Origin of the sequence: Acinetobacter sp. MD2 (genome assembly GCF_035615575.1) — a bacterium.
Taxonomy (GTDB): Bacteria; Pseudomonadota; Gammaproteobacteria; order Pseudomonadales; family Moraxellaceae; genus Acinetobacter.
This window is the reverse complement of sequence record NZ_VTDK01000005.1, coordinates 14,104-37,877: the sequence shown is the minus strand read 5'-3', so window position 1 is coordinate 37,877 and position 23,774 is coordinate 14,104. Positions and strand designations below refer to the sequence as shown.

The following is a 23,774-nucleotide window of genomic DNA, read 5'->3' as shown; positions in this document are numbered from 1 at the left end:
TTTAACAAAAATCATAGAATTAATTCTAAAAATTGCATTTAAACACGTCTTTAAATCATTTAACTAAGAACAGGCGTAATAGCTTTATGCTGTGTGAAATATTCATATAGATTCGCACATGCTAAATCACCCATTGCTTTGCGCGTTTCACGAGTTCCACTTGCATAATGGGGTGTAAGTACAACATTGTTCATCTGAAATAACGCACTCTCAATACAAGGTTCTTTTTCAAATACATCCAAACCAGCACCTGCGATTTCATGATTTTGAAGTGCTACAATTAATGCCTGTTCATCCACCACAGAACCTCTCGCAATATTAATTAAAAACCCTTGTGAACCTAATTTGGTTAATACGTTAGCATTAATTAAATGATGGGTGTCGGGAGTACTTGGTAAGGTAAGAACCAAGAAGTCACTTTGTTCAGCCAACGCTTCAATATTTTCAACATATTGATAGCCGTCTAGTTTTTTGTCACTTCGACTGGTGTAGGCAATCTTCATCCCACATGCCTTTGCCCTTGCTGCAACTTCAAGCCCAATGTTTCCTAAGCCTACAATCCCACAGACTTTATTCTTTAAACTGGTAGTTAATGGATAAGCTCCCTTCCCCCAAGCCCCGCTACGCACAAAGTGATCTGCTTTGACTAACTGACGTGCAACGGCATATATCAACATCATGCCTGTATCAGCAACGCAATCATTCAAAACATTAGGTGTATTGGTCACAATAATTTTTCGACTGTGTGCATAAGCCACATCAATAGCATCATAGCCAACACCAGAACTGGCAATAATTTCTAAACAAGGAAGTTGCTCGATCAATTCTTTTTTAACCCCAAGACCACCATTGGTTGCAAGACCTTGTATTTTTTCAGCATGATCTTTCAAGAAAGTCGCTTGGTCCTCAATTTGCCAAAACTTATGCACTTTTGAAAATTGACGTTCTAATTCCTGAACATAAACATCAATTTGTGGACCTAGCATTAAAATTTCTTGTGCTAATTTTTTCATATACAGAGTTCCTTACTCAGGTTTTGTGAGTTCAAGTCGCTTAATTTTTCCAACAATAAATAAATAACTCAACAAAGCCAAAAGTGAATGTGCAGCTACAAAATTCATATCCATTTGCAATATTTAGTTAAAAGCAATTGCCTCTTTAGGGTCTTTTATATGAGATACCATTCAACTTATTCTCACCAAGTTCTTTACCTAAAAAGACAGGTGCTATTACAACAGTAAGAATCCACTATGTGTTGGTAAAATTACAAAGAATCAACGTATCTACAAACAATATTCCAATCATAATAGTGCTTTGTATGCGACAGTATGACATGCCTAAATATCACAATTAACGAATAAGGCACGGTTTTTTACGGTCAAATGTCCAGTTTGGAATTAAAAATTGCATTGCATCACCATCATTACGGCGGCCTGTTGGCAGTGATTTATACAAGTCATGGGCTTGATTAATCCGATCCCAATCTAGCTCTACACCTAAGCCTGCTACAGTTGGCACTTTAACTTTACCTTTTTCAATTTGTAAAGGCTGTTTGGTAATACGCTGCCCTTCCTGCCAAATCCAATGTGTATCAATTGCCGTTGGTTTACCTGGCACAGCTGCACCAACATGAGTAAACATCGCTAAAGATACATCAAAATGATTATTCGAATGACAACCCCATGTTAAGCCAAAATCATTACACATTTGCGCTACACGAATAGCACCCGTCATGGTCCAAAAATGAGGATCAGCCAATGGAATATCTATCGCACCTAAAGCAATGGTATGACACATTTCGCGCCAATTGGTCGAAATCATATTCGTCGCAACACGTAAACCTGTTGCACGTTTAAATTCCGCCATAATTTCACGACCTGAATAGCCTTGCTCAGCACCACACGGGTCTTCCATATATGCCACGACATCTTTGAGCTCTTTCGCGGCAGCGATGGCTTCTTGTAAATACCATGCACCATTAGGATCAACTGTGACCCGTGCTTCAGGAAAAGCCTTTGCAAGTGCTTGAACACTCTCTACTTCTTGTTCAACACTCAGCACACCACCTTTGAGTTTAAAATCTTTAAAGCCGTAGCGTTCTTCGGCAGCTTGTGCCATTCGTACAATTGCATCTGAGTCTAATGCCACTTCATTACGAGCCTGATACCAAGCATTATTGGCATTTTTTTCATCTCGATATGCTAGTGTCGTTTTATCTTTATCACCCAAATAAAACAAATAACCCAGTACTTCCACTTCATCGCGCTGCTTGCCAGGCCCTAATAATTCACACACAGGTACATTTTGGAATTTTCCAAGCAGATCTAAAAATGCAGCTTCAAGTGCAGCCACGGCATTAACATTCAACTCAAAAGTCCATGCACCACCACCAAATTTTTCAAAATCAGCACCTTTTTGCCCCACATGAGCTTGATGAATAATTTTATTCATCAAGCTAATTGGTTGACCAATAATTTGAGCTCTGGCAGATTGAAGGGTGTTTAAAATACTTTCCCCACCTGGTGCTTCACCTACACCTGTTTGTCCGGAATTATCGGTCAATACAACTAAGTTACGGGTAAAATACGGGCTATGTGCACCACCAATATTCAACAACATACTGTCATAACCCGCCAATGGAATGACTTTCATATCAACAATTACAGGGACTTTAGCTTCAAACATGTTGTCTATCCTGATCAATATAAACGGAAAATTGACAGGGATTAACTTAACAATCCACTGTCTTTTAAATGATTAATTTTTTGAATAAAACTTCGGTTGTAATTCGACACGCTGAATTTTACCGACAATAAAGAGGTAACTGAAAATTGCCAATACCGCATGTATGGCAACATAAATTAGCGCACCATTGAACGATTTCGTAGTAGCTAGGATATAACCAATAGCGATCGGGGTTACAATGCCTGAGATATTGCCAAACATATTGAATAAACCACCGCTAAGGCCACTCATTTCTTTTGGTGCCATATCAGACATCACAGCCCAACCCAATGCACCAATACCTTTACCCAAAAATGCCAAGGACATAAACACAATCACCAACACATCCGAACCTACATAGTTACAGATCACCATCGAGGTCGATAACAACATGCCAAAAATAATCGGAATTTTACGTCCCAAGGTCACTGAATTGGTTTTACGAATAATAAAGTCAGAGACCACCCCACCAATAATGCCGCCAAGGAAGCCACAAATTGCAGGAATTGCAGCTACAAAACCTGCCTTTAAGATAGTCATATGACGTTCTTGCACTAAATACACAGGGAACCATGTAATAAAAAAGTAAGTCAGTGCATTAATACAATATTGGGCTAAAAATGCGCCCATGATCATGCGTTGTGAAAGCAAGAAACGGATATCGCCCCATTGAATTGATTTTTTAACGGGTTGTTTTGCGCTCACTTGGGTCGCAACTTGTTGATCGATATCAACCAGTGCTCCACCTGCAGCAATATAGTCAATTTCTGCTTGATTGGCCTTTGGATGTTCTCGTGGTACATAAATCACTTTCAGCCAGATAAATGCAACACCAATTCCTAAGCTACCCATCACCCAAAATACTGATTGCCAGTGAATTTGATGGATGAGCCACCCCATGAATGGTGCAAAAATAACAGTTGCAAAATACTGTGCTGAATTAAAAATTGCCGAAGCCGTGCCGCGTTCTTGTGCAGGAAACCATGTCGATACAATACGGCTATTACCTGGAAAAGATGGGGATTCAGCGAGACCGACCAAAAAGCGCAGCATGAACAATGCAACCACAATCATGCTGACATCATGAAAAATATGTACAAATCCTTGAAGCAAAGTAAAGAATGACCAAATGAAAATGCTCCAGAAGTAGACTTTTTTTGAGCCAAAACGGTCAAGTAACCAACCTCCAGGAATTTGTCCAATCACATACGCCCAAGAAAAAGCAGAGAAAATATAGCCCATACCAACCATGTCTAAACCGAGGTCATGACTCATGGATGGCGCAACCATGGCCAATGTCGCACGATCGCCATAGTTAAATGCAGTTACAAGAAATAACATTGCCACAATATAAAAACGAGCTTTACTCGCCTTTGCTGTCGCCAAACTTGTGGTCGTATCACCATGACCGTTTTGTTGAATTTGTTCCATTTTCTCTCCATAGAAAATAGTGAGTCGTGTGATTCAATCAGACTAATTTTATCCTATAACTAAAATTAGATATGTTATCTGTCATCACACTTCATCATTTAGAATTAACTCGCAGACTTTTGACTTAAGACAATCCTTAATAGTGATGCAAATACACCTTATCTATTTTTCCCTTTTAACTTCATCGCTAAAACTCTTATATACTGATATTTTTAAGCAATGCTAAATCATGAAAGAATAGTGCTGTATTGCAACATTAAAATGCTAATCAGATATGTGCTTAAAAAATAAAGGGGGTAATACAGTTTGGTATTTACCCTCTTTTGATTTAGTTTTTTAACGCACCAAACACGGTTTTTTATTATCGAATGTCCAATTCGGTATCATAAATTGCATCGCATCGGCATCATTACGTGCACCTAAGCCTTTAGCCTTATACAATTCATGGGCACGCTCAATTGCATCCCAGTCTAATTCCACCCCTAAACCCGCAGCAGTAGGCACCTGAATTTTTCCACCTTTAATTTCAAGTGGTGCTTTGGTGAGATGATCTGTTCCTTCTTGCCAAATCCAATGTGTATCAATTGCTGTAACATTACCAACAGCTGCGGCAGCAACGTGGGTAAACATTGCCAAAGAAATATCAAAATGGTTATTTGAATGAGAACCCCACGTTAAATTGTACATTTTGCACAATTGTGAAACACGCACTGAGCCTTCAAGCGTCCAAAAATGTGGGTCGGCTAATGGAATATCAACAGACTGTAACTGAATGCTATGCGACATTTCTCGCCAGTCAGTTGCAATCATATTAGTTGCAGTTGGCAAGCCTGTTGCACGCTTAAATTCGGCCATAATTTCTCGGCTTGAAAAGCCTTGTTCCGCGCCACATGGGTCTTCAGCATAAGCCAACACACCTTTTAAGTGCTTGCCTAAGGCAATTGCTTCATCTAAGTGCCATGCACCATTTGGGTCAAGTGTTACCCGTGCTTCAGGAAAGCGGCGAGCAATTGCAGTCACTGCTTCAGCTTCTTGTTCACCCTGCAACACACCACCTTTGAGCTTAAAATCTTTAAAACCATAACGATCAAAAGATGCTTCAGCTAAGCGTTGAATGGTATCTGGTGTTAATGCCTTTTCATGCCGAACTTTATACCAATCATGGGTTAAATGCGGTGATGTTGCATAATCTAATCTAGTCTGTGTACGGTCGCCAATAAAGAATAAATAGCCCAGCACTTCCACTTCAGTCCGCTGCTGTCCATCACCTAACAAGCTTGCAACATTGACATTCAAATGCTTTCCAAGTAAATCCAAAAGAGCGGACTCATATGCTGTCACCACATGAATTGTTGTTCTTAAATCAAATGTTTGATTACCACGGCCACCACTATCACGGTCCGCAAATGTTTGATGGATAGTTTTGAGTAAATTTTTATATTCACCAATCGGCTGACCAATCACTAAGCTTTTTGCATCATTTAACGTGGCTAAAATCTTTTCACCCCCAGGTATCTCACCCACACCTACATTTCCAGCATTATCTTCAATGACTAAAATATTACGGGTAAAATATGGGCCATGTGCGCCGCTTAAATTCAGCAACATACTGTCATGTCCTGCTACAGGAATTGCTCGGATTGATTTAATTATTGGGGTAGACGTCGGCATTCCATGCTCCTTAGAATATGAGTAATCGTCGTGATATCTAAAACAGATAAGACATCATATCTATAACATTCCACCTAGAATTGCAAGAAGACTTATTTTAAAAAATTACATTACTCCATCTTTAATCCAATACAAATTAAATATACAAAAAATAATAAATATACTTTAAATACAATTATATATAAAATAAAAAACAATCAAAAACGAATCAAATAAAATTTGACAGCAGGCTTTCATTTTTTATTAAATAATTGCCAAACTCATAATGATGTTATACGATGTCATACATCATAAAAGTAAAAACTAGATGCTTTTACACTGCTCAATGCAATGTAATTTCATCATCGCTCAAGGAAGAATCATGCAAAAACCACTACTCATCAAAATTACCCCACAGGATAATGTTGCGATTGTCGTTAATGAAGGTGGTTTAGCGAAATCAACCTTTATTGAAGACCATAACATCACCTTAGTTGATGATATTCCACAAGGCCATAAAGTATTACTACATGGTTTAAAACAAGGTGAACCAATTATTCGTTATGGCGAAGTTATTGGCTATGCCAACATCGACTTAGAAGTTGGGGCTTGGGTCAATGAAGCAGTCACCCAAATGCCAACAGCTCCTGAACTGGACTCACTCGAAATGGCCACCCGCCCTGCACCGCAATTAGAGCCATTAACGGGCTACACCTTTAAAGGTTATAAAAATAAAGATGGCAGCGTAGGTACTAAAAATGTGTTGGGCATTACCACCAGTGTAAACTGTGTCGAAGGCATTGTTGATTATGTAGTGAAAATTATCGAACGCGATTTACTACCACAGTTTCCAAATGTTGATGGTGTGGTTGGACTCAATCACTTATATGGCTGCGGTGTTGCAATTGATGCACCTGCGGCGATTGTACCTATTCGCACCATTCATAATTTGGCTTTAAATCCAAATTTTGGTGGTGAAATTATGGTGGTCAGCCTTGGCTGCGAAAAAATGCAACCTGAGCGTTTACTTAATATTAGCAGTGAAAATAAGCGTATTCCGCTTGCCAGCGAAGACATCATTCAATTGCAAGATGAACGCCATAATGGCTTTGAAAGTATGGTCAATCATATTTTAGAGGTCGCCAAACAGCATTTAGAAAAACTTAACTTACGCCAACGCGAAGAAGTCGATGCATCAAACTTAGTAGTGGGGATGCAATGTGGCGGTAGCGATGCTTTTTCGGGTGTCACTTCAAATCCTTCTGTTGGTTTTGCTTCAGACTTAATTGTACGCTGTGGCGGTACCGTGATGTTTTCTGAAGTAACCGAAGTGCGTGATGGCATTCACCTACTGACTCCACGTGCAGCAACCAAGGAAGTCGCGCAAGACTTAATTCGTGAAATGAAATGGTACGATGATTATTTGGCTGCAGGTCGAGTAGATCGTAGTGCTAACACCACACCGGGCAACAAAAAAGGTGGCTTGAATAATATTGTTGAAAAAGCCATGGGTTCAATTGCTAAATCAGGAACATCTGCAATTGTTGAGGTACTATCGCCAGGGCAAAAGCCAACTAAAAAAGGTTTAATTTTTGCAGCAACCCCATCAAGCGATTTTATTTGTGGCACACAGCAAATGGCATCAGGCATTACTCTGCAAGTATTTACCACAGGGCGTGGCACACCTTATGGCTTAGCGGCTGTTCCTGTCATTAAAATGGCTAGCCGCAATACCATTGCTAATCGTTGGTATGATCTGATTGATATCAGTGCAGGTGACATTGCAATTGGTCAAAAAACCATTGAGCAAGTGGGTTGGACATTATTTGAAATGATTTTACGAGTCGCAAGTGGTGAACAACAAACATGGTCAGATCGCTGGGGCATCCATAATTCACTTGCCGTATTTAACCCTGCACCTGTGACCTAAAAAGACCTAGATTTATACCGACTTATAATGCCCGAGTGCTTTTTAAATCAGCAGTCGGGCTTTTTTTCACAAGCATCATCCTTCAATTTTATTCATTTATGACTGATCACATGTCAGTCGTCTAATTTCTTAAGCTATTTTTCACTCAATCTGATAATTACTGTTAGACTATGGTCGTCTTCCATTTTCCCCCACCCCTATTATGCAGAATCCTGCCACCAAAGACATTTCGCTTGCCAAGGCTTTAATGTGTTTAATGACATCAGCATTTTTATTTTCAATTATGGGCGTTTGTATTCGCTTTGCTTCACATACAGTCGACAATGCCACCATCGTCTTTTTCCGTAATGCTGTTGGGCTGTTTATTTTTATTCCGATGTTGTTCAAGCAAGGCTTAAACTTTGTTAAAACCGAAAAACTTTGGATGCATACTTGGCGCAGTCTAGTGGGACTTACCGCAATGTATGGTTTTTTCTATGCAATTGCCAATTTAAAACTTTCGAATGCGATGGTATTTAGTTACTCATCTCCCATTTTTATTCCACTGATTGCATGGTTATTTTTAAAAGAAAAAGTCACCAAATCAATGATTTTTGCAGCTGTAATTGGCTTAATTGGCGTGCTCTTTGTCGCCAAACCTGACCAAGGCATGTTTAATGCATTATCTTTTATTGGCTTAGGTGCATGTTTCTTATCGGCAATGGCCTTTGTAACGGTTCGCGCCCTCACCAATACCGAACCACCAGAACGTATCGTCTTTTATTTCTGTATTTTCGGCACAATTATCTCATCAGTTCCAATGTTTTGGCATTGGCGAGCATTTACATGGAATGAACTTGCATTATTGGTTGCCGCAGGCTTACTTGCCAATACCAGTCAACTATTTATGTCTTATGCTTATAGCCTTGCCCCTGCAGGACAAATTGGCCCAATGAACTATATTGCAATTGTTTTTGCAGGGATTTGGGGCTTTATTTTTTGGCACGAACTGCCAGACACATCCAGTTTAATTGGTATTGCGATTATTATTTTTGCAATTTTACTGTGTAACCCACGTATTCAAAAACGCTTCTTTTCGGCATCTACATAACCACAACATATGGCAACAAGGATGTCGCCACTTCTTCACAGATATAATTTACAGCAAAAATGCAGCAATGAAACATAGATTTCTAAAAAATATGGCAGCAACTTTGCCAAAGAAAATCAGTCTGGTATGCCTATGCGAAACACCAATGATGCCAATTACCTTAATAACTCAAGCACTTCATATTTTAATTTCACCATTTTATTTTTGGCTAAAACGAGACATAAATAAAAGATCGGTTCATAAAAATCAACCAATGATCTTAGCAAAAATAATGTCCATGCTCGTGTATTATTAGATGATCTATTGTATGAAGTTCTTAGACAATCTATCTATTCATGTACTTACAAAACCATCCAAACCAGTAAAAAGATATCATCTTAAATATTATGGAATCCAAAATTTGATAAGGAGTAAATTGATGGGTAAACATACAGACAAAAAATAAGCCCTTGTAAAAACAAGGGCTTATTTAAAATTTGGCGGAAGCGGTGAGATTCGAACTCACGGAGGACTCACACCCTCGTCGGTTTTCAAGACCGGTGCATTAAACCGCTCTGCCACGCTTCCATGTGCGCCATCATATAAAGATTCTTGATTTTGATCAAGTAATATTTCAATCAAAAACAAACAACTGCATATTGTTTCACCAAAAAATCAATTTATGATTTAAATTTACACAACTTTAAAGCATCTCAATTAAAGAATAATTTCAAATGAGGATCTAAACTTACAATTCCACAGCAGCTGCTTTAGGCACAACGTGCATTTTGGCGACCATAAATACATAAGAGGTCGCAATTAGACTCACCACAGCCGCTGTCATTAACCAAAATGCAGGAGCGCTTTGGCTGCCAGTTTGTTCAACAATATAAGTAGAGATAACTGGCGTTAAACCACCAAACACCGAAGTTGCTAAGCTATATGCCACTGAAAATCCTGCTGTACGCACAGTTTTTGGCATAATTTCGGTAAGTGTCACCACCAAAGCACCGTTATAAAAGCTATATAGAACCGACAACACAAAAAGTACGACTAGCATATGTGCCAAACTAATATCGTGAGTTAACCAATTGAGTAACGGATAGGCACTAAATAAAATTAAAATGGTCATGCTCAATAAAATGACTTTACGACCAAATTTATCTGCCAATATGCCGCCTATTGGTAAGAAAATAAAATTACTTGCACCAACAAAAATAGTCGCAATCAAACTTTGCGTGCTGGTTAAATGCAAAATTTCCTTGCCATACGTTGGAGTGTAAACGGTAATAAAATAGAACATGGTGGTTGTGGTTGCCACCATGAGCATACCTGCAATCACAATTTTCCAATTTTTTGCCAATGTCGATAAAATTTCTTTGGTGGTTGGATGATGCTTACGTGAAGCGAAATCCTCCGTTTCTTGTAAATTACCACGCAAGTAAAAAATTGCGGGAATAATTAAACAGCCCACAATAAAAGGAATTCGCCATGCCCATGCCGAAACTTGCTGTTCGGTAAAAATTTGATGAATCCCAAAACCAAGTAATGCTGCAAAAATAACAGCCACTTGCTGACTAGCAGACTGCCAACTAGTAATAAACCCCTTGTTATGTTCATCTGCAATTTCAGACAGATAAACCGACACGCCGCCAAGCTCTACACCTGCCGAGAATCCTTGCGCCAATCGACCAACAAAAATTAAAACCGCTGCGGCAATCCCAATAGTTTCATAACCTGGGGTAAATGCAATGACCACAGAACCAAATGCCATAATGGTTAAGGTCAACATTAAACCTTTGCGCCGCCCAATTCGATCTACATAGGGGCCTAGTACCAAAGCGCCAATTGGACGCATTAAAAAACTCACTGCGAAAATCAGAAATGTTTTAATTAACGCAGCATAAGCACTTTCAGACTTAAAAAAAGTTTCTCCAATAAATTTGGCATACAAACCAAATAAAAAGAAATCATATTGCTCTAGGAAGTTACCACTAGTAACATTAAAAATTGCCCGTACTCGAGATGTACTTTGTTGCTCCGCTTGAGCTTGCACCATCTGATGCTCCCTATCTTCTGTCCATTTTTCACCCAAAGCATAAAATGTAATGACGGCAGAAAGCTTAACCCAAACTTAAATTAGCTTAATAAGAAAACAAAAGAATACGTTTTTATTTAAATAACGCATATTTTTTAATACTTTAAATCGATTATCATTTTAATAAAAATAAAGCTAAAACCAACAAATTTATATTTTTTATATCTTAATGCGTTTTTAAGTTTTGGCAATCTTCAAGCACAGTAACAGCGTAGGCATACATTTTTGGCTTGCACAACACAGCTTAATTTTTAAAAAATGAAATGGTTAAATTGATGTCATAAAATTTTGACCGATTAAAATTTTAATTAAATTTCGCACGTGGCTTACTTTTCGCAAAAAAATGAGAATGATAGTGCTACAATAAAGCGTTTAAATTTTTCTCAGGGCAGCCTGTGTGGCAGTGCCTCTTCATATCTTAGGATTAGCAATGACTGATAATGCAACCATCTTGCAGCATGTACCAGTAGGCAAAAAAGTGGGTATTGCCTTTTCTGGTGGTTTAGATACTTCAGCAGCTTTGTTGTGGATGAAACAAAAAGGTGCAGAACCTTATGCTTATACTGCAAATTTGGGTCAGCCAGATGAAGACGATTACGATGCAATTCCAAAAAAAGCAGAACAATACGGCGCGATTAAAGCACGCTTAGTCGACTGCCGTTTACAATTGGCACTTGAAGGGATTGCTGCAATTCAATGTGGCGCATTCCATATTAGTACTGGCGGCGTACCATATTTCAACACGACTCCGCTTGGTCGTGCTGTAACTGGTACCATGCTAGTAACCGCAATGAAAGAAGACGACGTGAACATTTGGGGCGATGGTTCGACCTATAAAGGCAACGACATCGAACGTTTCTATCGTTACGGCTTATTAACCAATCCTGCGCTTAAAATTTATAAGCCGTGGTTAGACCAAACCTTTATTGATGAATTAGGCGGCCGTGCCGAAATGTCACAGTTCCTCATCGACAACGGTTTTGACTATAAAATGTCAAAAGAAAAAGCCTACTCAACTGACTCAAACATGTTAGGTGCAACCCACGAAGCCAAAGATTTAGAATATCTGAATGCGGGCATCAAAATTGTTGAGCCGATTATGGGCGTTGCATTCTGGAAAGATGACGTCGAAATTCAAGCTGAAACTGTGTCTGTTACTTTCGAAGAAGGTATGCCAGTTGCATTGAACGGTCAACGTTTCGACAACCCTGTTGAGCTTATTTTAGAAGCCAACCGTATTGGTGGTCGTCATGGTTTAGGTATGTCAGACCAAATCGAAAACCGTATTATCGAAGCGAAATCGCGTGGTATTTACGAAGCTCCAGGTATGGCGTTATTGCACATTACTTACGAACGTTTGGTTACAGGTATTCATAACGAAGATACCATCGAACAATACCGCATTAACGGTTTACGTTTAGGTCGTCTACTTTACCAAGGTCGTTGGTTCGACTCACAAGCATTAATGCTACGTGAAACATCACAACGTTGGGTGGCTAAAGCCATTACAGGTACAGTTACTTTAGAACTTCGTCGTGGTAATGACTATACCATTATGAATACAGAGTCAGAAAACTTAACTTACGAAGCTGAACGCTTAACCATGGAAAAAGGTGATTCTACCTTTACCCCAATGGATCGTATTGGTCAGTTAACAATGCGTAACCTTGATATTATTGATACGCGTGCCAAATTAGGCATTTATAGCAATGCTGGCTTACTTTCAATTGCACAAGGTTCGGCTGTACCGCAATTAGAAAGCAAAAAAAAGTAAGATAAATTCAATTTCTTACACGTCTATTGTGTAAGAAAACTAAAAAACCAACATTTCGATGTTGGTTTTTTATGCCAAATCTAATATCTCATCCGAATTACAACAATTATCTGAATCTCGGATTATCATTCTGACCTAAATGCTTTATCATTTGCTTTATTTTCAGTTTGAATTCCCTTGAATACAATCACCCTCATTCAGCCAGATGATTGGCACGCACATTTACGTGATGGTCTTGCACTTAAACGTACCGTTCCTGACTTAGCCAAACAATTCCACCGTGCGATTTGTATGCCAAATTTGGTGCCACCGGTTAAAACGGTTGCTGAGGCTGAAGCGTATCGTGAACGAATTCTCGCGCATATCCCTGAAGGGATTGCCTTTGACCCGCGCATGGTGTTGTATTTTACCGACCACACCTCGCCAAGTGAGGTCAAAAAAATTAAAGATTCTGCACATGTGAATGCCATCAAACTGTATCCTGCCGGTGCAACCACCAATTCAGACAACGGTGTGAGTGATATTCGCAAAGTTTATGCGGTGATTGAGCAACTTGAAAAGTATCAAGTACCATTACTACTTCATGGCGAAGTGACACATTCACATGTCGATATCTTCGATCGTGAAAAACGCTTTTTAGATGACGTGTTAGCACCGCTTTTAAAACAATTCCCTGACTTAAAATTGGTACTTGAGCACATCACCACCAGTGAAGCCGCACATTTTGTGTTAGAACAAGGTCGTCATGTCGCTGCCACCATCACGCCACAACATTTATTATTTAACCGTAATGACATGTTAGTCGGTGGCGTGAAACCGCATTTCTATTGCTTACCTATTTTAAAGCGCCAAACTCATCAGCAAACCTTACTTGAAGTGGCAACCAGTGGCAACCCTAAGTTTTTCTTAGGTACAGATAGCGCACCACATGCCCAAGATGCTAAAGAAAATGCTTGTGGCTGTGCAGGTTGTTATAGCGCACCAACCGCCATTGAACTTTATGCACAAGCATTTGACCAAGTGGGAAAAATTGAGCGTTTAGAAGGCTTTGCAAGTCATTTTGGTGCAGATTTTTATGGTCTGCCACGTAATACCAATACCATTACCTTGGTAAAAGAAGACCAAATCATCCCCGAAAGTTTTGATTATTTAGATAATCAGAAAATTATTCCGCTTTATGCAGGTAAAACCATTCAATGGAGAAAAGTGTGACAGATATAACTGCACCCATTATCGGTCAACGTTTTCGTGGTTTTTTGCCGATTGTTGTCGATGTTGAAACAGCAGGCTTTAACGCCAAAACCGATGCACTGCTTGAAATTGCCTGTATCCCTATTTTATACAACGAACAAGGTGAATTTGTACCGGGGAAAGCGTTACATGCGCATATTAATCCGTTTGAAGGGGCAAATTTAGACCGCCGCTCTTTAGATTTTATTGGTATTGATCCATTCAATCCTATGCGCATGGCAATGGCAGAAGATGAAAAATCGGCATTAAAGCGTATTTTTAAAGAACTGACTGCAATTCGCCGTGAACAAGAATGTACCCATGCTGTACTTGTTGGACACAATGCCCACTTCGACTTAGGCTTTTTACAAGCTGCTGTCGCACGTACAGGCACCAAAAATCAAAGTCCGTTCCATAGTTTTTCGGTATTTGATACCGTAACTTTAAGCGCAGTTATGTTTGGTCAAACGGTATTAGCCAAATCATGTATTCAGGCAGGCATTGATTTTGATGGTAAAGAAGCACACTCTGCTTTATACGACACACAAAAGACTGCGGAACTGTTTTGCTATATTTTGAACAAACTCGCACCCAACCTACTTGACACGATGACGGCGGATCAATAAGATACCGCCATCCTCGCAGCGTCCCTATCGTCTAGAGGCCTAGGACATCGCCCTTTCACGGCGGTAACCGGGGTTCGAATCCCCGTAGGGACGCCATCTATTTTCAATATTCATTGAAACGATGCAAATAGCACAATCAAAAATGGTGCAATCAGCGTCAATACAAAACCACTAAAAATTGCAACCTGTACCTCTAATTGTGAACAGTTCTTTTTCACAAACGGTAAAGTCGAATCCATTGAAGTTGCACCGCATACACCAATCACAGGATATGGCATCCGCTGTCCCAACAAATACAACAAAGCAATTGCATAAAATTCACGCATTAAATCAGTTAAAAGTGCAAAACTACCCAATTCAGGATTGGTCAAAGTCGCAATCAATGAGCCCGATAAACTAAACCAACCAAAACCACTGCCAACCATCATTAACGTTAAGAAAGAATAATGGCTAAGTAATGATAAAATCCCTGCTGAAATCAGCATTGCAACAACCGCCACCACAGGCACACTAAAATGGCGTTTAGTTAAACTTTGCAATTGTACAGTCGATAAATCCACACCAATTAAAAAGATCAGCACATATAATAAATTACTCGATAAATGCCCTGTCGAAATTTTATGATTCAATAGCACATACAACACCACCCCAAGCACCACCATCAACATGGCAATGATGCATTCTTTAATTGGGCTTAACAGGTCTTTTAAACTACGTGTTGCGAGACATGCGGTTGACTGCTGTGCTGTGTTTCGATACAAACATAAAAAGGTGATGCCTGATAATATCGATGCATACAAGAAAGCATGCCACAATACCGATACACCAATTTTAGGATTCGCAAGCACTTCGGCAAACTGAAAACCTATCGCGACCAACAACAGCCACACTAAATAGGTAATACTACCAATCAATTTTTGCTTGAGCGATGTAGCAGCAAATTTTCCGAATCCCCAACCTAAAACCAAAGCCAACAAAATGGGGGCCAATGAAGTAAATAATAAACTCAGCATTTTAATTTTTATCCAAATTTAAGTGATATCAAAAACTTTTGCTAATGTAGCATTTTTCAACAGCAGTGATGAATATAGCCAAATTAAGTTCACTATTGCACATTTATTGGTTTTCTCTACAATAGCCCGCTTCATTTCCTGTATTTACTAATTTTATGCAGCCATCTCACTCTCCGAATGATGCTTCGCATCAGGGCAATTCTGCGCCACTTAAACGCGCTATGAGTACCCGACACTTGGTGATGTTGTCACTAGGTGGTGCCATTGGCACAGGCCTATTTTTAGGTTCGGGTGAAGTCATTGCACAAACGGGGCCTGTAGGTGCCATTATTTCTTATTTCCTTGGCGGACTGATTGCTTATATGGTCATGCTCTGCTTAGGTGAACTTGCTGTACACATGCCTGTTTCAGGCTCTTTTGGCGAATATGCCAATCAATACATTGGGCCAGGCACAGGCTATATGATTACTTGGGTCTATTGGCTCACTTGGACGGCAACGCTTGGTACTGAATTTACTGCGGCAGCACTGCTCATGCAAGAATGGTTCCCACATGTGTCGATGTGGATTTGGACCGTCATTTTTGCAGCCTTGGTTTTTGGTTTAAACATTGGTTCAACTCGCATGTTTGCCGAATCTGAATTTTGGCTTGCATTGGTCAAAGTCGTGACAGTCATTAGCTTTATTTTGCTTGGACTGATTGCCATTTTTGGTTTAATTCCAATGCATGGCGCACACCAAGCACCACTGTTCCACAATCTCACTGCTCAAGGCTGGTTCCCACAAGGGCTACTCCCTATTTTCTCGACCATGCTGATTGTAAACTTTGCCTTCTCAGGCACAGAATTGATTGGTGTTGCCGCGGGAGAAACTGAAAATCCAGCACATAATGTACCCAAAGCGATTAATGCAGCAATTTGGCGTTTGCTTATTTTCTTTGTTGGAACGATTGTGGTCATTAGCGCCTTACTGCCATATCAACAAGCAGGTTTAAGCGCAAGTCACGTCAGTAGCAGCCCATTTGTGACTGTATTTGGTTATATCGGTATTCCATATGCAGAAGATATTATCCGTTTTGTGATTATTACTGCATTGTTATCGGCTGCCAATTCAGGCTTATATGCAGCGTCGCGCATGATGTGGTCTTTATCTGCTAAAAAACAATTACCACGTGTTTTCTCGAAATTAACTCAATCAGGCACGCCGATTGTTGCCATTATTGTCACGATGTTTGGCGCACTTCCAGGGTTACTTTCAGAACAATTCGCACCTGAAACCATCTTCAAAAACTTGTTAGGTGTGGCCGCATTTACCATGGTGATTGTATGGACTGCAATTTGTATCTGCCAATTTAGTTTCCGTCGCCAGTGGTATAAGTCGGGGCATAAAGTATCCGACTTACGCTTTGCAGCCCCCCTGTTTCCACTCACGCCAATTTTAGGTTTTGTATTCTGCGTAATTACAGGCATTAGTATGACCCAAGACAGCTCAATGCTACCTGGCTTTTATAGCTGCTTAGCTTTTATTGCACTGTGTTATTTAAGTCACTACTTATTTTACCGCAAACAAAACCATTAATTGCTAGACATCTGTTTTTTATTATAAAAGTGTAGCTAAATGCTACACTTTTTTTATATCGACCTATACTAAATGCTCAATGGAATACAATGGCAGCACGTTAAAATAAGATGAAAATTATTTTTATTCATGGCATCAATCAACAAAATTTAGATGCAAACAGCTTTGAGCAACATTGGCGAGAAGTTTTCAACTTGGGGCTAGAAAAAAATAATTTAGCCGTTGATGTCGATGCTTTGAAATTGTCTTTTCCTTTTTATGGCGACATTCTGACTCAACATAACCATAAAAATGCACTTGATATTAATACCATGCTGCCTAACTGGGCTTTTTTTAACAAACTGCCAAAATTTCGCGAACATCATCGCCAAAGTCTGCAAAAAGCCTTTGAAATTCCATTATTGCCACATTATGCGCAAGATCAACCTTATTCACTTAAAAACAAATTCTTCTTGCTCTCGCAATTGGCCAAAGATCGTGTTTTAAAAGAAATGGTGATTTTACTCAATCACTTTCCAAATTTACACGAGTCTCTCGTCGAGAAATTTATTTCTGAAGCTTATTTGTATTGGTATGATCCACTGTTTAAACAGCAAGTGCATGAACGCATTCACGCCTGTTTTGAGCCTAACCAAAAGCATATTGTCATTGCACACTCACTAGGCACCGTCATTTCCTACAATGTTCTGCAAGAATTACAGCAACATTATCAAATCGAGCGCTTTATTACCCTCGCATCGCCACTACCTTTTAATGTAGTACAACGACATCTTGATCATGCGGTGCAACGACCAAAAGCATTAACAGGCGATTGGTATAATTTCTTTGCACAAGATGACTATCTCACCACCTTTCCCATGCAAGCACCTCTTTTTAACTTCGAGCCTGCGGTGCAGAATCATCTCATTAACACCTTTATTGATAAACCGCATGAAATTATTGGGTATTTACAACACCCTCAAGTTATTCGTTGTATTTTAGATCAACATCCCGGGTTAAATTTTCCTATAAATTCACACAGCCTAATACCTATATAAAATTTACAACCTATTAAATTTGATGGTACTTTCATCAAAAAAGATTTTTTTAAGTTAAATTTACTATTTTTTAAACAATCAATTGAAAAAACTGCTTTTTTCTATAAAAAGTGTTTGACAGTTTTTTCAATTCACCCTAATATACGCCCAACTTCTGATGTGTCCCTATCGTCTAGAGGCCTAGGACATCGCCCTTTCACGGCGGTAACCGGGGTTCGAATCCCCGTAGGGACGCCACTTAATTTTTTCAGAAGACTCTAGAAGTCCCTATCGTCTAGAGGCCTAGGACATCGCCCTTTCACGGCGGTAACCGGGGTTCGAATCCCCGTAGGGACGCCACATTCGGTAAAGCTCGGCATTTTCAATGTCGAGCTTTTCCATTATTTGGAATAGCGTTTCTGCAACATTTAATTCCGCAATATCAGCAAGTTGACAAATATTTAGTGTCGACGGCACACGTGTTCCATGTTTAAAATCAGATAATCTTCCTGCACTAATTCCCATTTTTTCAGCTACGTTTTTGTAGCTTCCTAGTTTCCATCTTGCACGATCTATTAGATCAACCAACTCTTTGCACATATTCTCACCTCTTGACTTACCCCAAATGGAGTATTAATTTACCCAAAAGGATAATTATCCATTTGGGGTATTTATTACTCCTGAACATAAAGTTCATGGAGTAAAAAATCAAGGGGCTTTTTATGAAAGAGAATACTTATTTGCGTAGATACTGCTCATCAATGAGCTTTGCATCTTCACGTATCTTTTCGCTTGAAAGTATGCCTTTGTATAAAAACAAAGGTAAACCATCTTCGATGGTCATTGTTCTCATCCCTTGCACTCCATCTCTGTATTCAAAAATCGCTATTGGAAATTTCTCACCATCAACAATAAAGAATCGTTTGTCTTTTACTACGACATCTTTATTCGAGAATTCTTGCTTTAGCAATCTTAAAAAAATGCTGTCATTTGCCGATAAAAGATTTAGCTCTCTGATTCGATCTGCATCCGATGCATACATCACTTTTAAGTATTGCCTTTGGCTATACGTGAATGCACGTCTAGTTGGTTTTTTGGGTTCTTGCTCTTTGACTTGTTTGACTGAGCTTCTCCCCATCAAAAAACCAATAAATATGCCCATCAATAATAAAAATATTTTGCTCATTCACATTTTCTCTATTCGTGCTGCTTTTGCTTTTGCGTTAGGGATGTCGCCCGAAGGGGCAAGACAAAACAGCTTCATCGTTTTGGCTTGAGTTTACCGACAAGCCCGCCCGAAGGGAACGCCCAGAAAACTAAGGAACCCCAAAAATGAAAGATTTAGAATTAAAATGCTATGAAGAAATAGCAAAAAAAATTCATGCTGATGGTGTTGAAACCTTAGCTGGGGGAAACCCATGCACTTATACAGCATCACTATTAGTTTATCTTGAAGAATATTTAAAAACCCAAAGCATTGAATCATCAATCATTACAGCTTTAGCCGACGACCTATTAACAGAAGATCAAAAATGTAAAGACCTTCTCTCTGAATTAGGAGATGACCGTTATGGCTACTAATTCATTACATACAAATGGGACTTTCTCCACATTGCCACTGTGGGGAAAGGTATTTGAATGGGCTGGAGTTAACCCCCTTAGTAATACGGGGGAAAAGTTGGAATCAGCAAACCGTGCGTTAACTCGGATACGCAAAAGCTATATCGAGCAAATGATTCACACCAGTGATAGTGAAGAAAAAGCCGTTATTGTTGGAAAATTTGAAAAAGAAATTGAAGAAATCAAGCTTGCACTAAAAGAAGAATACCGTGATTACCCGCTTTTAGACACACAAATGGTCTTAACTGACGATGGTGAAAAACCTGTTTTATTCAGACGACCTGCACATTGTGAGGTTGCAGTAACAGATTGGCTCAATTTTACATTGAATAAATCTACATTTAGCTCAATGAAAAGAGAAAAATTAAAAGGTTATGAGCATTTAAACCTACCCGATTGTTACGTGTCTGATTCAGATTATGCTTATGCAATGGGCACTGTGATTAAAGACATATTCGGATTCGGTATCGAATGCAAAATGAATGGTGGTATTAACCACTATAAAGAAGCTTACAAGCTTGAAAATGGTTGTGGATTTATCTGCGTTGGTGGTGATTCACAACGTGACACAATGCTAATTAGCATCACTGGTGTCGGCTGTACCCTTGGATATTATGGATGGGAAGCAGATTTGCATGCTTGGTTATGCTTATTTGCAGATCGCCCCAAAATCACACGTATTGATTACGCATTTGATGATCACGACGGTCAAATTGCAAATGTTCAATGGGCCAAGGAACAATTCGAATTAAAAGGATTCCAAAGTGGTGGTCGCCCTCCCCAGTTCAATATTATTGGTGACTATTGGCAACCTGATGGCAGTGGCACTACTGCATATATTGGCAATCGAAAATCATCAAAATTCTGTCGTATTTATGAAAAAGGCAAACAACTTGGTTGTAAAGAATCGCCTTGGGTACGTGTTGAAGTTGAATATAAAGGCAAGGATTTTCACATCCCACTAGATGCTTTGCTTCATCCCTCACAGCACTTTCTAGCAGCATATCCATGCTTTCATACATTTGACAATCAAATGCAGCCTTTGAAATTTGAAACAATCAAAAAGACTGCCGAAATTACATGGGAAAAAGCCATTTCGGTCACACGTCACCAGTTCGGTAAATACCTATCTGCATTCAGATCATTCTATGAAGATGATGCTTTGCTTTTAGACATTCTGACACATGACAAATATGACTATCCAGACCGATTAAAACCGCTCTACCTTGATTACTCAAAATCCATGCCCCCTATGCCATTGCCAGCATAGGACAAGGTTCTAACTTAGGCTATTAAAAGGAAATACAACATGAAATTTACAACTGAAGCTGTGATTACTGGTGCTAAACACTATAACAACGCGATTGATGGCGTTAAGCACGATTTCACCAAAGTCTTTGTTATGACAGATCTTGCTGAACAAAGTGGATTTGGCAAAGCAACTGTTGAATACAAATGGGGTTCGTCAGAAAACATTAAAAAAATTCAGGATTTGAATTTTCCATTCAACGCCAAAATCGTGCTTGAAATTGTGACTACAGGTTCTCGTCAAACCACAATTATTCACGATGTTCAGCCAATTACAACGGCTCAAAAATGAGTGAACTACAGCGCGTTCAAGACGCTGCATTTGCCAAGGGCTTTGCATTTGGAAAATACACGAATGATGTGCCATTGGAACAAGACATCATTGATTTAGTCGACAACTCGAATGAATTAATGCGCGAATTTTTAGCAGAGTATCGCCGCGGTTTTACTGCGGGAATGCTCGAAACAATTAGGAATTAAAGAAATGGCATACGTCTGTGAGGTTTTACAAACAATAGACAACGTCCAGACGTGTGTTCAATGGGCTATTTACACTGAACCCGATTTATTTAAATCAATAGCGATTACTGGAGCGCAAGCAAAAGTTCTTTATGTTGAATTTTCAAAAATCTGCGTTCTGTTTATTGGCTTTGTCGCTGTCGGAAAGGCAGCAAAACTGCTGTAAAAAACCAACCTGAAAGGAGATTCTTATGAATCAATTAGCTGTTTATGAATCAAAAAAAAGTCGTTTAGCTCGTGTTAAACAAATTCTTGACAACAATTATGCCAAAGTCGGTGCTGCTGCAACTGTAACAGCATTAACGATTGGTTCTGCACATGCTGCGGATGGTGATTCATCACTTGATGTAACAGCATTCCAAACGGGCTTACAGTCTGTTAGCTCTAACGTGAAAATCATCTTTGCTGCTGCGCTTGTCGTTTTAGGCTTGTTTGTAGCATGGCGTTATACAAAACGCGGTGCAAACTCTGCTTAATGCGAATGCCCTCCAGTGATGGGGGGCTTCTTCTTTGAGGTTCTGAAATGATCGAATCGGCTTCTGTCTTAAATTGGATACCAATATTGGTGATGATATGCGCAACATGGGCAATTCTAAAAGTCTTTTAATACATCGAACAAATGTCTTTTTGCTCGTTGCAATGCTTATTGTTTCTCAATTCATATTTGTTAAAAACGCATCTGCTTCTCTTGCAGGTTCTACATGGTCTTTATCAAACCCTGTTTCTCACGGTGCTACTGTTGTTTATGACGGTGTTAGAAATGTTTTGATAAATGGTGCAAACAAAGTTGTAACTGGTACAGCTACAATTGCTCCAGTGGCGGCAGATATTGCAAAATTCATTGGCCGTGTCGGTGCTGCTGCTGTAGTGACGACTGTATTAGATGGCTTGTTGAATGGTGTTGATTACGTTTTAGATCCTGCAAATAATACTGTTCAATATAAGCCGAAAGTTGCTTCAACAACATGTAATCAAAATGGTTTAGATTGTAGATATGCTCAATATTTGTATAAATATGACGGAAAATTCTATAGTTCGGGTTCTGCTGCATGTTCAGCATTTGATACAAGGGGTTTTGGTTCAATATCTCCCACTGTTTATTTCGAAGATGATTACTGCAAGTTGATGGGGGGGTCAAATAATTATAATGGCAATATCGGTGCAGCTTTAAATGTGATTATCAATCCAAATTATGACGAAACTGAAGCAAATAATCAAAATGAAACAAAAACAAGACCGCTTTCAGATGTTGCGCAACAAGTTTTAGATAAAGCCAAAGCAGGTGATGCAGATGCACAGGCATTAGTTCGTGCTGTAGCTGCTGATATTGTTCAAGATGCTGAAAAAGACGATACAAAAGCAAAACCAATTGTCACGCAATTAGATAATACAGCAACATATCCGAGTGATACGACCGCTGACACAAAAACAGATACAAAAACCAATGCCGACGGCACAACAACATCAACATCTACGACTGATATACCTGCTGCCTGTGGATGGATGCCGTCTGTATGTGAAGCCATGCAAGTAATTATACAAAAACCCGTCCAGTGGGCTGATGGCATTAAAGCTGCATACAACGATGCAGTTGACTATTTTAAGGGCGAACCTGATTCATCAGACGATGAGCTTGATATAAAACAAGAGGATGATAACCAAGAAGCGCCTAATCTCAATTTTAGCGGTCAATGCCCTGCATCAATTCAATTAGCAAGTGGTCAAATTGCAGATATAGATATTGACTGGAAGTTTGAATTTACAGACTTTTGCACAATTCTCTCGACTTATGTGCGACCTGTTCTTATTGCAATGGGTGCTTTTATCGCTGCTTTAATTTTAGGCGGGGTTCGAACAACAGATGATTAATTTAGCTACGATCTTAAAAAGCACTCAAAAGGGTTTTCTCAAAAATGTATTGGAGGGTGCAGGCGTTGCACTTGGAACCACTGGAGTCACATTAGTCGCTTTGCATCAAGCAATTAACTATTTTGAGCAAACAGCCAACTCTATTCCATCTGCACTAATGCAGCTTATGGGTTTGTCGGGATTCGACATCTTTTTTTCGCTCATTCTTGGCGCAATGGTCGCTAAGCATCAAGCCAACATTTCAAAACTCGTTTTAAGAAAAAAATAAGGCGCTGCGCTAGGGAGCGAGGAGCTTCGACGAGCGACCATAGCAGCGCCAA

At 39.4% G+C, this 23,774-nt stretch carries 22 protein-coding genes and 4 tRNA genes; 18 read left to right on the top strand and 8 right to left on the bottom strand.

All coding sequences use genetic code 11. The features are described 5' to 3' along the window. Nucleotides 1-59: 59 nt before the first annotated feature. The 4 genes from FXN70_RS08375 to gudD all read right to left on the bottom strand — a co-directional run bounded on the left by FXN70_RS08375 (nt 60) and on the right by gudD (nt 5,826). Nucleotides 60-1,013 carry a 2-hydroxyacid dehydrogenase gene (locus FXN70_RS08375; RefSeq protein WP_324647012.1) on the bottom strand — a complete coding sequence of 318 codons (954 nt, stop codon included), beginning with the start codon at nt 1,011-1,013 and terminating at the stop codon, nt 60-62. A gap of 337 nt (nt 1,014-1,350) precedes the next feature. Continuing rightward, on the bottom strand, nt 1,351-2,685 hold the full coding sequence (locus tag FXN70_RS08370; protein ID WP_324647011.1) for an enolase C-terminal domain-like protein: 1,335 nt from the start codon (nt 2,683-2,685) through the stop codon (nt 1,351-1,353). Between the two features lie 72 nt (nt 2,686-2,757). Then, nucleotides 2,758-4,155 (bottom strand): MFS transporter, encoded by a 1,398-nt coding sequence (locus tag FXN70_RS08365; RefSeq protein WP_324647010.1) that lies wholly within the window; start codon nt 4,153-4,155, stop codon nt 2,758-2,760. Nucleotides 4,156-4,491: 336 nt separating this feature from the next. After that, complete coding sequence (gene gudD / locus FXN70_RS08360) at nt 4,492-5,826, bottom strand: glucarate dehydratase (protein ID WP_324647009.1); 1,335 nt, start codon at nt 5,824-5,826, stop codon at nt 4,492-4,494. A 361-nt stretch (nt 5,827-6,187) separates the two neighbouring features. Between gudD and garD the strand changes: the two genes are divergently transcribed. After that, nucleotides 6,188-7,735: a galactarate dehydratase gene (gene garD, locus FXN70_RS08355; protein WP_324647008.1), complete on the top strand. Its 1,548-nt coding sequence runs from the start codon at nt 6,188-6,190 to the stop codon at nt 7,733-7,735. Between the two features lie 202 nt (nt 7,736-7,937). After that, nucleotides 7,938-8,825 carry a DMT family transporter gene (locus FXN70_RS08350; RefSeq protein ID WP_324647007.1) on the top strand — a complete coding sequence of 296 codons (888 nt, stop codon included), beginning with the start codon at nt 7,938-7,940 and terminating at the stop codon, nt 8,823-8,825. Nucleotides 8,826-9,302: 477 nt separating this feature from the next. Here the strand turns inward: FXN70_RS08350 and FXN70_RS08345 are convergent. Both FXN70_RS08345 and FXN70_RS08340 read right to left on the bottom strand, forming a co-directional pair. Then, nucleotides 9,303-9,392: transfer RNA gene (locus FXN70_RS08345), tRNA-Ser, on the bottom strand. A 160-nt stretch (nt 9,393-9,552) separates the two neighbouring features. Beyond that, complete coding sequence (locus FXN70_RS08340) at nt 9,553-10,863, bottom strand: MFS transporter (protein WP_324647006.1); 1,311 nt, start codon at nt 10,861-10,863, stop codon at nt 9,553-9,555. A gap of 454 nt (nt 10,864-11,317) precedes the next feature. On the opposite strand from FXN70_RS08340, the gene argG reads away from it, so the two are divergent. The 4 genes from argG (at nt 11,318) to FXN70_RS08320 (ending at nt 14,628) form a co-directional block, all read left to right on the top strand. Next, nucleotides 11,318-12,676, top strand: a complete 1,359-nt coding sequence (gene argG / locus FXN70_RS08335) for an argininosuccinate synthase (RefSeq protein ID WP_324647186.1) — start codon at nt 11,318-11,320, stop codon at nt 12,674-12,676. 177 nt (nt 12,677-12,853) lie between these two features. Further along, on the top strand, nt 12,854-13,888 hold the full coding sequence (gene pyrC / locus FXN70_RS08330) for a dihydroorotase (RefSeq protein WP_324647005.1): 1,035 nt from the start codon (nt 12,854-12,856) through the stop codon (nt 13,886-13,888). Beyond that, nucleotides 13,873-14,532: a ribonuclease T gene (gene rnt / locus FXN70_RS08325; protein ID WP_324647004.1), complete on the top strand. Its 660-nt coding sequence runs from the start codon at nt 13,873-13,875 to the stop codon at nt 14,530-14,532. Before pyrC ends, rnt begins: the two co-directional genes overlap by 16 nt. Before the next feature lie 20 nt (nt 14,533-14,552). Next, nucleotides 14,553-14,628 (top strand) — tRNA-Glu (locus tag FXN70_RS08320). A gap of 14 nt (nt 14,629-14,642) precedes the next feature. Here the strand turns inward: FXN70_RS08320 and FXN70_RS08315 are convergent. After that, complete coding sequence (locus FXN70_RS08315; RefSeq protein WP_324647003.1) at nt 14,643-15,545, bottom strand: lysine exporter LysO family protein; 903 nt, start codon at nt 15,543-15,545, stop codon at nt 14,643-14,645. 155 nt (nt 15,546-15,700) lie between these two features. Between FXN70_RS08315 and FXN70_RS08310 the strand changes: the two genes are divergently transcribed. The 4 genes from FXN70_RS08310 to FXN70_RS08295 all read left to right on the top strand — a co-directional run bounded on the left by FXN70_RS08310 (nt 15,701) and on the right by FXN70_RS08295 (nt 18,498). Next, nucleotides 15,701-17,122: an amino acid permease gene (locus tag FXN70_RS08310; protein ID WP_324647002.1), complete on the top strand. Its 1,422-nt coding sequence runs from the start codon at nt 15,701-15,703 to the stop codon at nt 17,120-17,122. A 110-nt stretch (nt 17,123-17,232) separates the two neighbouring features. Then, a complete protein-coding gene (locus FXN70_RS08305) occupies nt 17,233-18,159 on the top strand; it encodes a hypothetical protein (RefSeq protein WP_324647001.1) in 927 nt (308 codons plus the stop codon). A gap of 161 nt (nt 18,160-18,320) precedes the next feature. Next, nucleotides 18,321-18,396 (top strand) — tRNA-Glu (locus FXN70_RS08300). A 26-nt stretch (nt 18,397-18,422) separates the two neighbouring features. Beyond that, nucleotides 18,423-18,498, top strand: a tRNA-Glu gene (locus FXN70_RS08295). A gap of 376 nt (nt 18,499-18,874) precedes the next feature. On the opposite strand, the gene FXN70_RS08290 is transcribed toward FXN70_RS08295, so the two are convergent. Then, entirely contained in the window at nt 18,875-19,324 is a 450-nt protein-coding gene (locus tag FXN70_RS08290; protein WP_324647000.1) for a hypothetical protein, read from the bottom strand. A gap of 146 nt (nt 19,325-19,470) precedes the next feature. Here FXN70_RS08290 and FXN70_RS08285 point away from each other — a divergent pair, with 146 nt between their 5' ends. The 8 genes from FXN70_RS08285 (at nt 19,471) to FXN70_RS08250 (ending at nt 23,722) form a co-directional block, all read left to right on the top strand. Continuing rightward, the gene (locus FXN70_RS08285) at nt 19,471-19,719 is read left to right on the top strand and encodes a hypothetical protein (protein ID WP_324646999.1); all 249 of its coding nucleotides are present in this window, start codon (nt 19,471-19,473) and stop codon (nt 19,717-19,719) included. After that, nucleotides 19,709-21,028 (top strand): replication initiation factor domain-containing protein, encoded by a 1,320-nt coding sequence (locus FXN70_RS08280; RefSeq protein ID WP_324646998.1) that lies wholly within the window; start codon nt 19,709-19,711, stop codon nt 21,026-21,028. Before FXN70_RS08285 ends, FXN70_RS08280 begins: the two co-directional genes overlap by 11 nt. A gap of 39 nt (nt 21,029-21,067) precedes the next feature. After that, nucleotides 21,068-21,358, top strand: coding sequence for a hypothetical protein (locus FXN70_RS08275; protein ID WP_324646997.1), 291 nt, complete (start codon nt 21,068-21,070; stop codon nt 21,356-21,358). Next, nucleotides 21,355-21,546 (top strand): hypothetical protein, encoded by a 192-nt coding sequence (locus FXN70_RS08270; RefSeq protein WP_324646996.1) that lies wholly within the window; start codon nt 21,355-21,357, stop codon nt 21,544-21,546. Before FXN70_RS08275 ends, FXN70_RS08270 begins: the two co-directional genes overlap by 4 nt. Before the next feature lie 4 nt (nt 21,547-21,550). Then, on the top strand, nt 21,551-21,751 hold the full coding sequence (locus FXN70_RS08265) for a hypothetical protein (RefSeq protein ID WP_324646995.1): 201 nt from the start codon (nt 21,551-21,553) through the stop codon (nt 21,749-21,751). Between the two features lie 25 nt (nt 21,752-21,776). Continuing rightward, nucleotides 21,777-22,061, top strand: a complete 285-nt coding sequence (locus FXN70_RS08260; protein WP_324646994.1) for a hypothetical protein — start codon at nt 21,777-21,779, stop codon at nt 22,059-22,061. A gap of 73 nt (nt 22,062-22,134) precedes the next feature. Continuing rightward, nucleotides 22,135-23,454, top strand: coding sequence for a virulence factor TspB C-terminal domain-related protein (locus FXN70_RS08255; RefSeq protein ID WP_324646993.1), 1,320 nt, complete (start codon nt 22,135-22,137; stop codon nt 23,452-23,454). Continuing rightward, complete coding sequence (locus FXN70_RS08250) at nt 23,447-23,722, top strand: DUF2523 family protein (RefSeq protein ID WP_324646992.1); 276 nt, start codon at nt 23,447-23,449, stop codon at nt 23,720-23,722. Before FXN70_RS08255 ends, FXN70_RS08250 begins: the two co-directional genes overlap by 8 nt. The last annotated feature ends 52 nt before the right edge of the window (nt 23,723-23,774 follow it).

Coding starts and splice junctions, on each gene's coding strand:
- FXN70_RS08375 (WP_324647012.1), bottom strand. CDS start 1,013: ATGAAAAAATTAGCACAAGAAATTTTAATGCTAGGTCCACAAATTGAT.
- FXN70_RS08370 (WP_324647011.1), bottom strand. CDS start 2,685: ATGTTTGAAGCTAAAGTCCCTGTAATTGTTGATATGAAAGTCATTCCA.
- FXN70_RS08365 (WP_324647010.1), bottom strand. CDS start 4,155: ATGGAACAAATTCAACAAAACGGTCATGGTGATACGACCACAAGTTTG.
- gudD (WP_324647009.1), bottom strand. CDS start 5,826: ATGCCGACGTCTACCCCAATAATTAAATCAATCCGAGCAATTCCTGTA.
- garD (WP_324647008.1), top strand. CDS start 6,188: ATGCAAAAACCACTACTCATCAAAATTACCCCACAGGATAATGTTGCG.
- FXN70_RS08350 (WP_324647007.1), top strand. CDS start 7,938: ATGCAGAATCCTGCCACCAAAGACATTTCGCTTGCCAAGGCTTTAATG.
- FXN70_RS08340 (WP_324647006.1), bottom strand. CDS start 10,863: ATGGTGCAAGCTCAAGCGGAGCAACAAAGTACATCTCGAGTACGGGCA.
- rnt (WP_324647004.1), top strand. CDS start 13,873: ATGGAGAAAAGTGTGACAGATATAACTGCACCCATTATCGGTCAACGT.
- FXN70_RS08315 (WP_324647003.1), bottom strand. CDS start 15,545: ATGCTGAGTTTATTATTTACTTCATTGGCCCCCATTTTGTTGGCTTTG.
- FXN70_RS08310 (WP_324647002.1), top strand. CDS start 15,701: ATGCAGCCATCTCACTCTCCGAATGATGCTTCGCATCAGGGCAATTCT.
- FXN70_RS08305 (WP_324647001.1), top strand. CDS start 17,233: ATGAAAATTATTTTTATTCATGGCATCAATCAACAAAATTTAGATGCA.
- FXN70_RS08290 (WP_324647000.1), bottom strand. CDS start 19,324: ATGAGCAAAATATTTTTATTATTGATGGGCATATTTATTGGTTTTTTG.
- FXN70_RS08285 (WP_324646999.1), top strand. CDS start 19,471: ATGAAAGATTTAGAATTAAAATGCTATGAAGAAATAGCAAAAAAAATT.
- FXN70_RS08280 (WP_324646998.1), top strand. CDS start 19,709: ATGGCTACTAATTCATTACATACAAATGGGACTTTCTCCACATTGCCA.
- FXN70_RS08275 (WP_324646997.1), top strand. CDS start 21,068: ATGAAATTTACAACTGAAGCTGTGATTACTGGTGCTAAACACTATAAC.
- FXN70_RS08270 (WP_324646996.1), top strand. CDS start 21,355: ATGAGTGAACTACAGCGCGTTCAAGACGCTGCATTTGCCAAGGGCTTT.
- FXN70_RS08265 (WP_324646995.1), top strand. CDS start 21,551: ATGGCATACGTCTGTGAGGTTTTACAAACAATAGACAACGTCCAGACG.
- FXN70_RS08260 (WP_324646994.1), top strand. CDS start 21,777: ATGAATCAATTAGCTGTTTATGAATCAAAAAAAAGTCGTTTAGCTCGT.
- FXN70_RS08250 (WP_324646992.1), top strand. CDS start 23,447: ATGATTAATTTAGCTACGATCTTAAAAAGCACTCAAAAGGGTTTTCTC.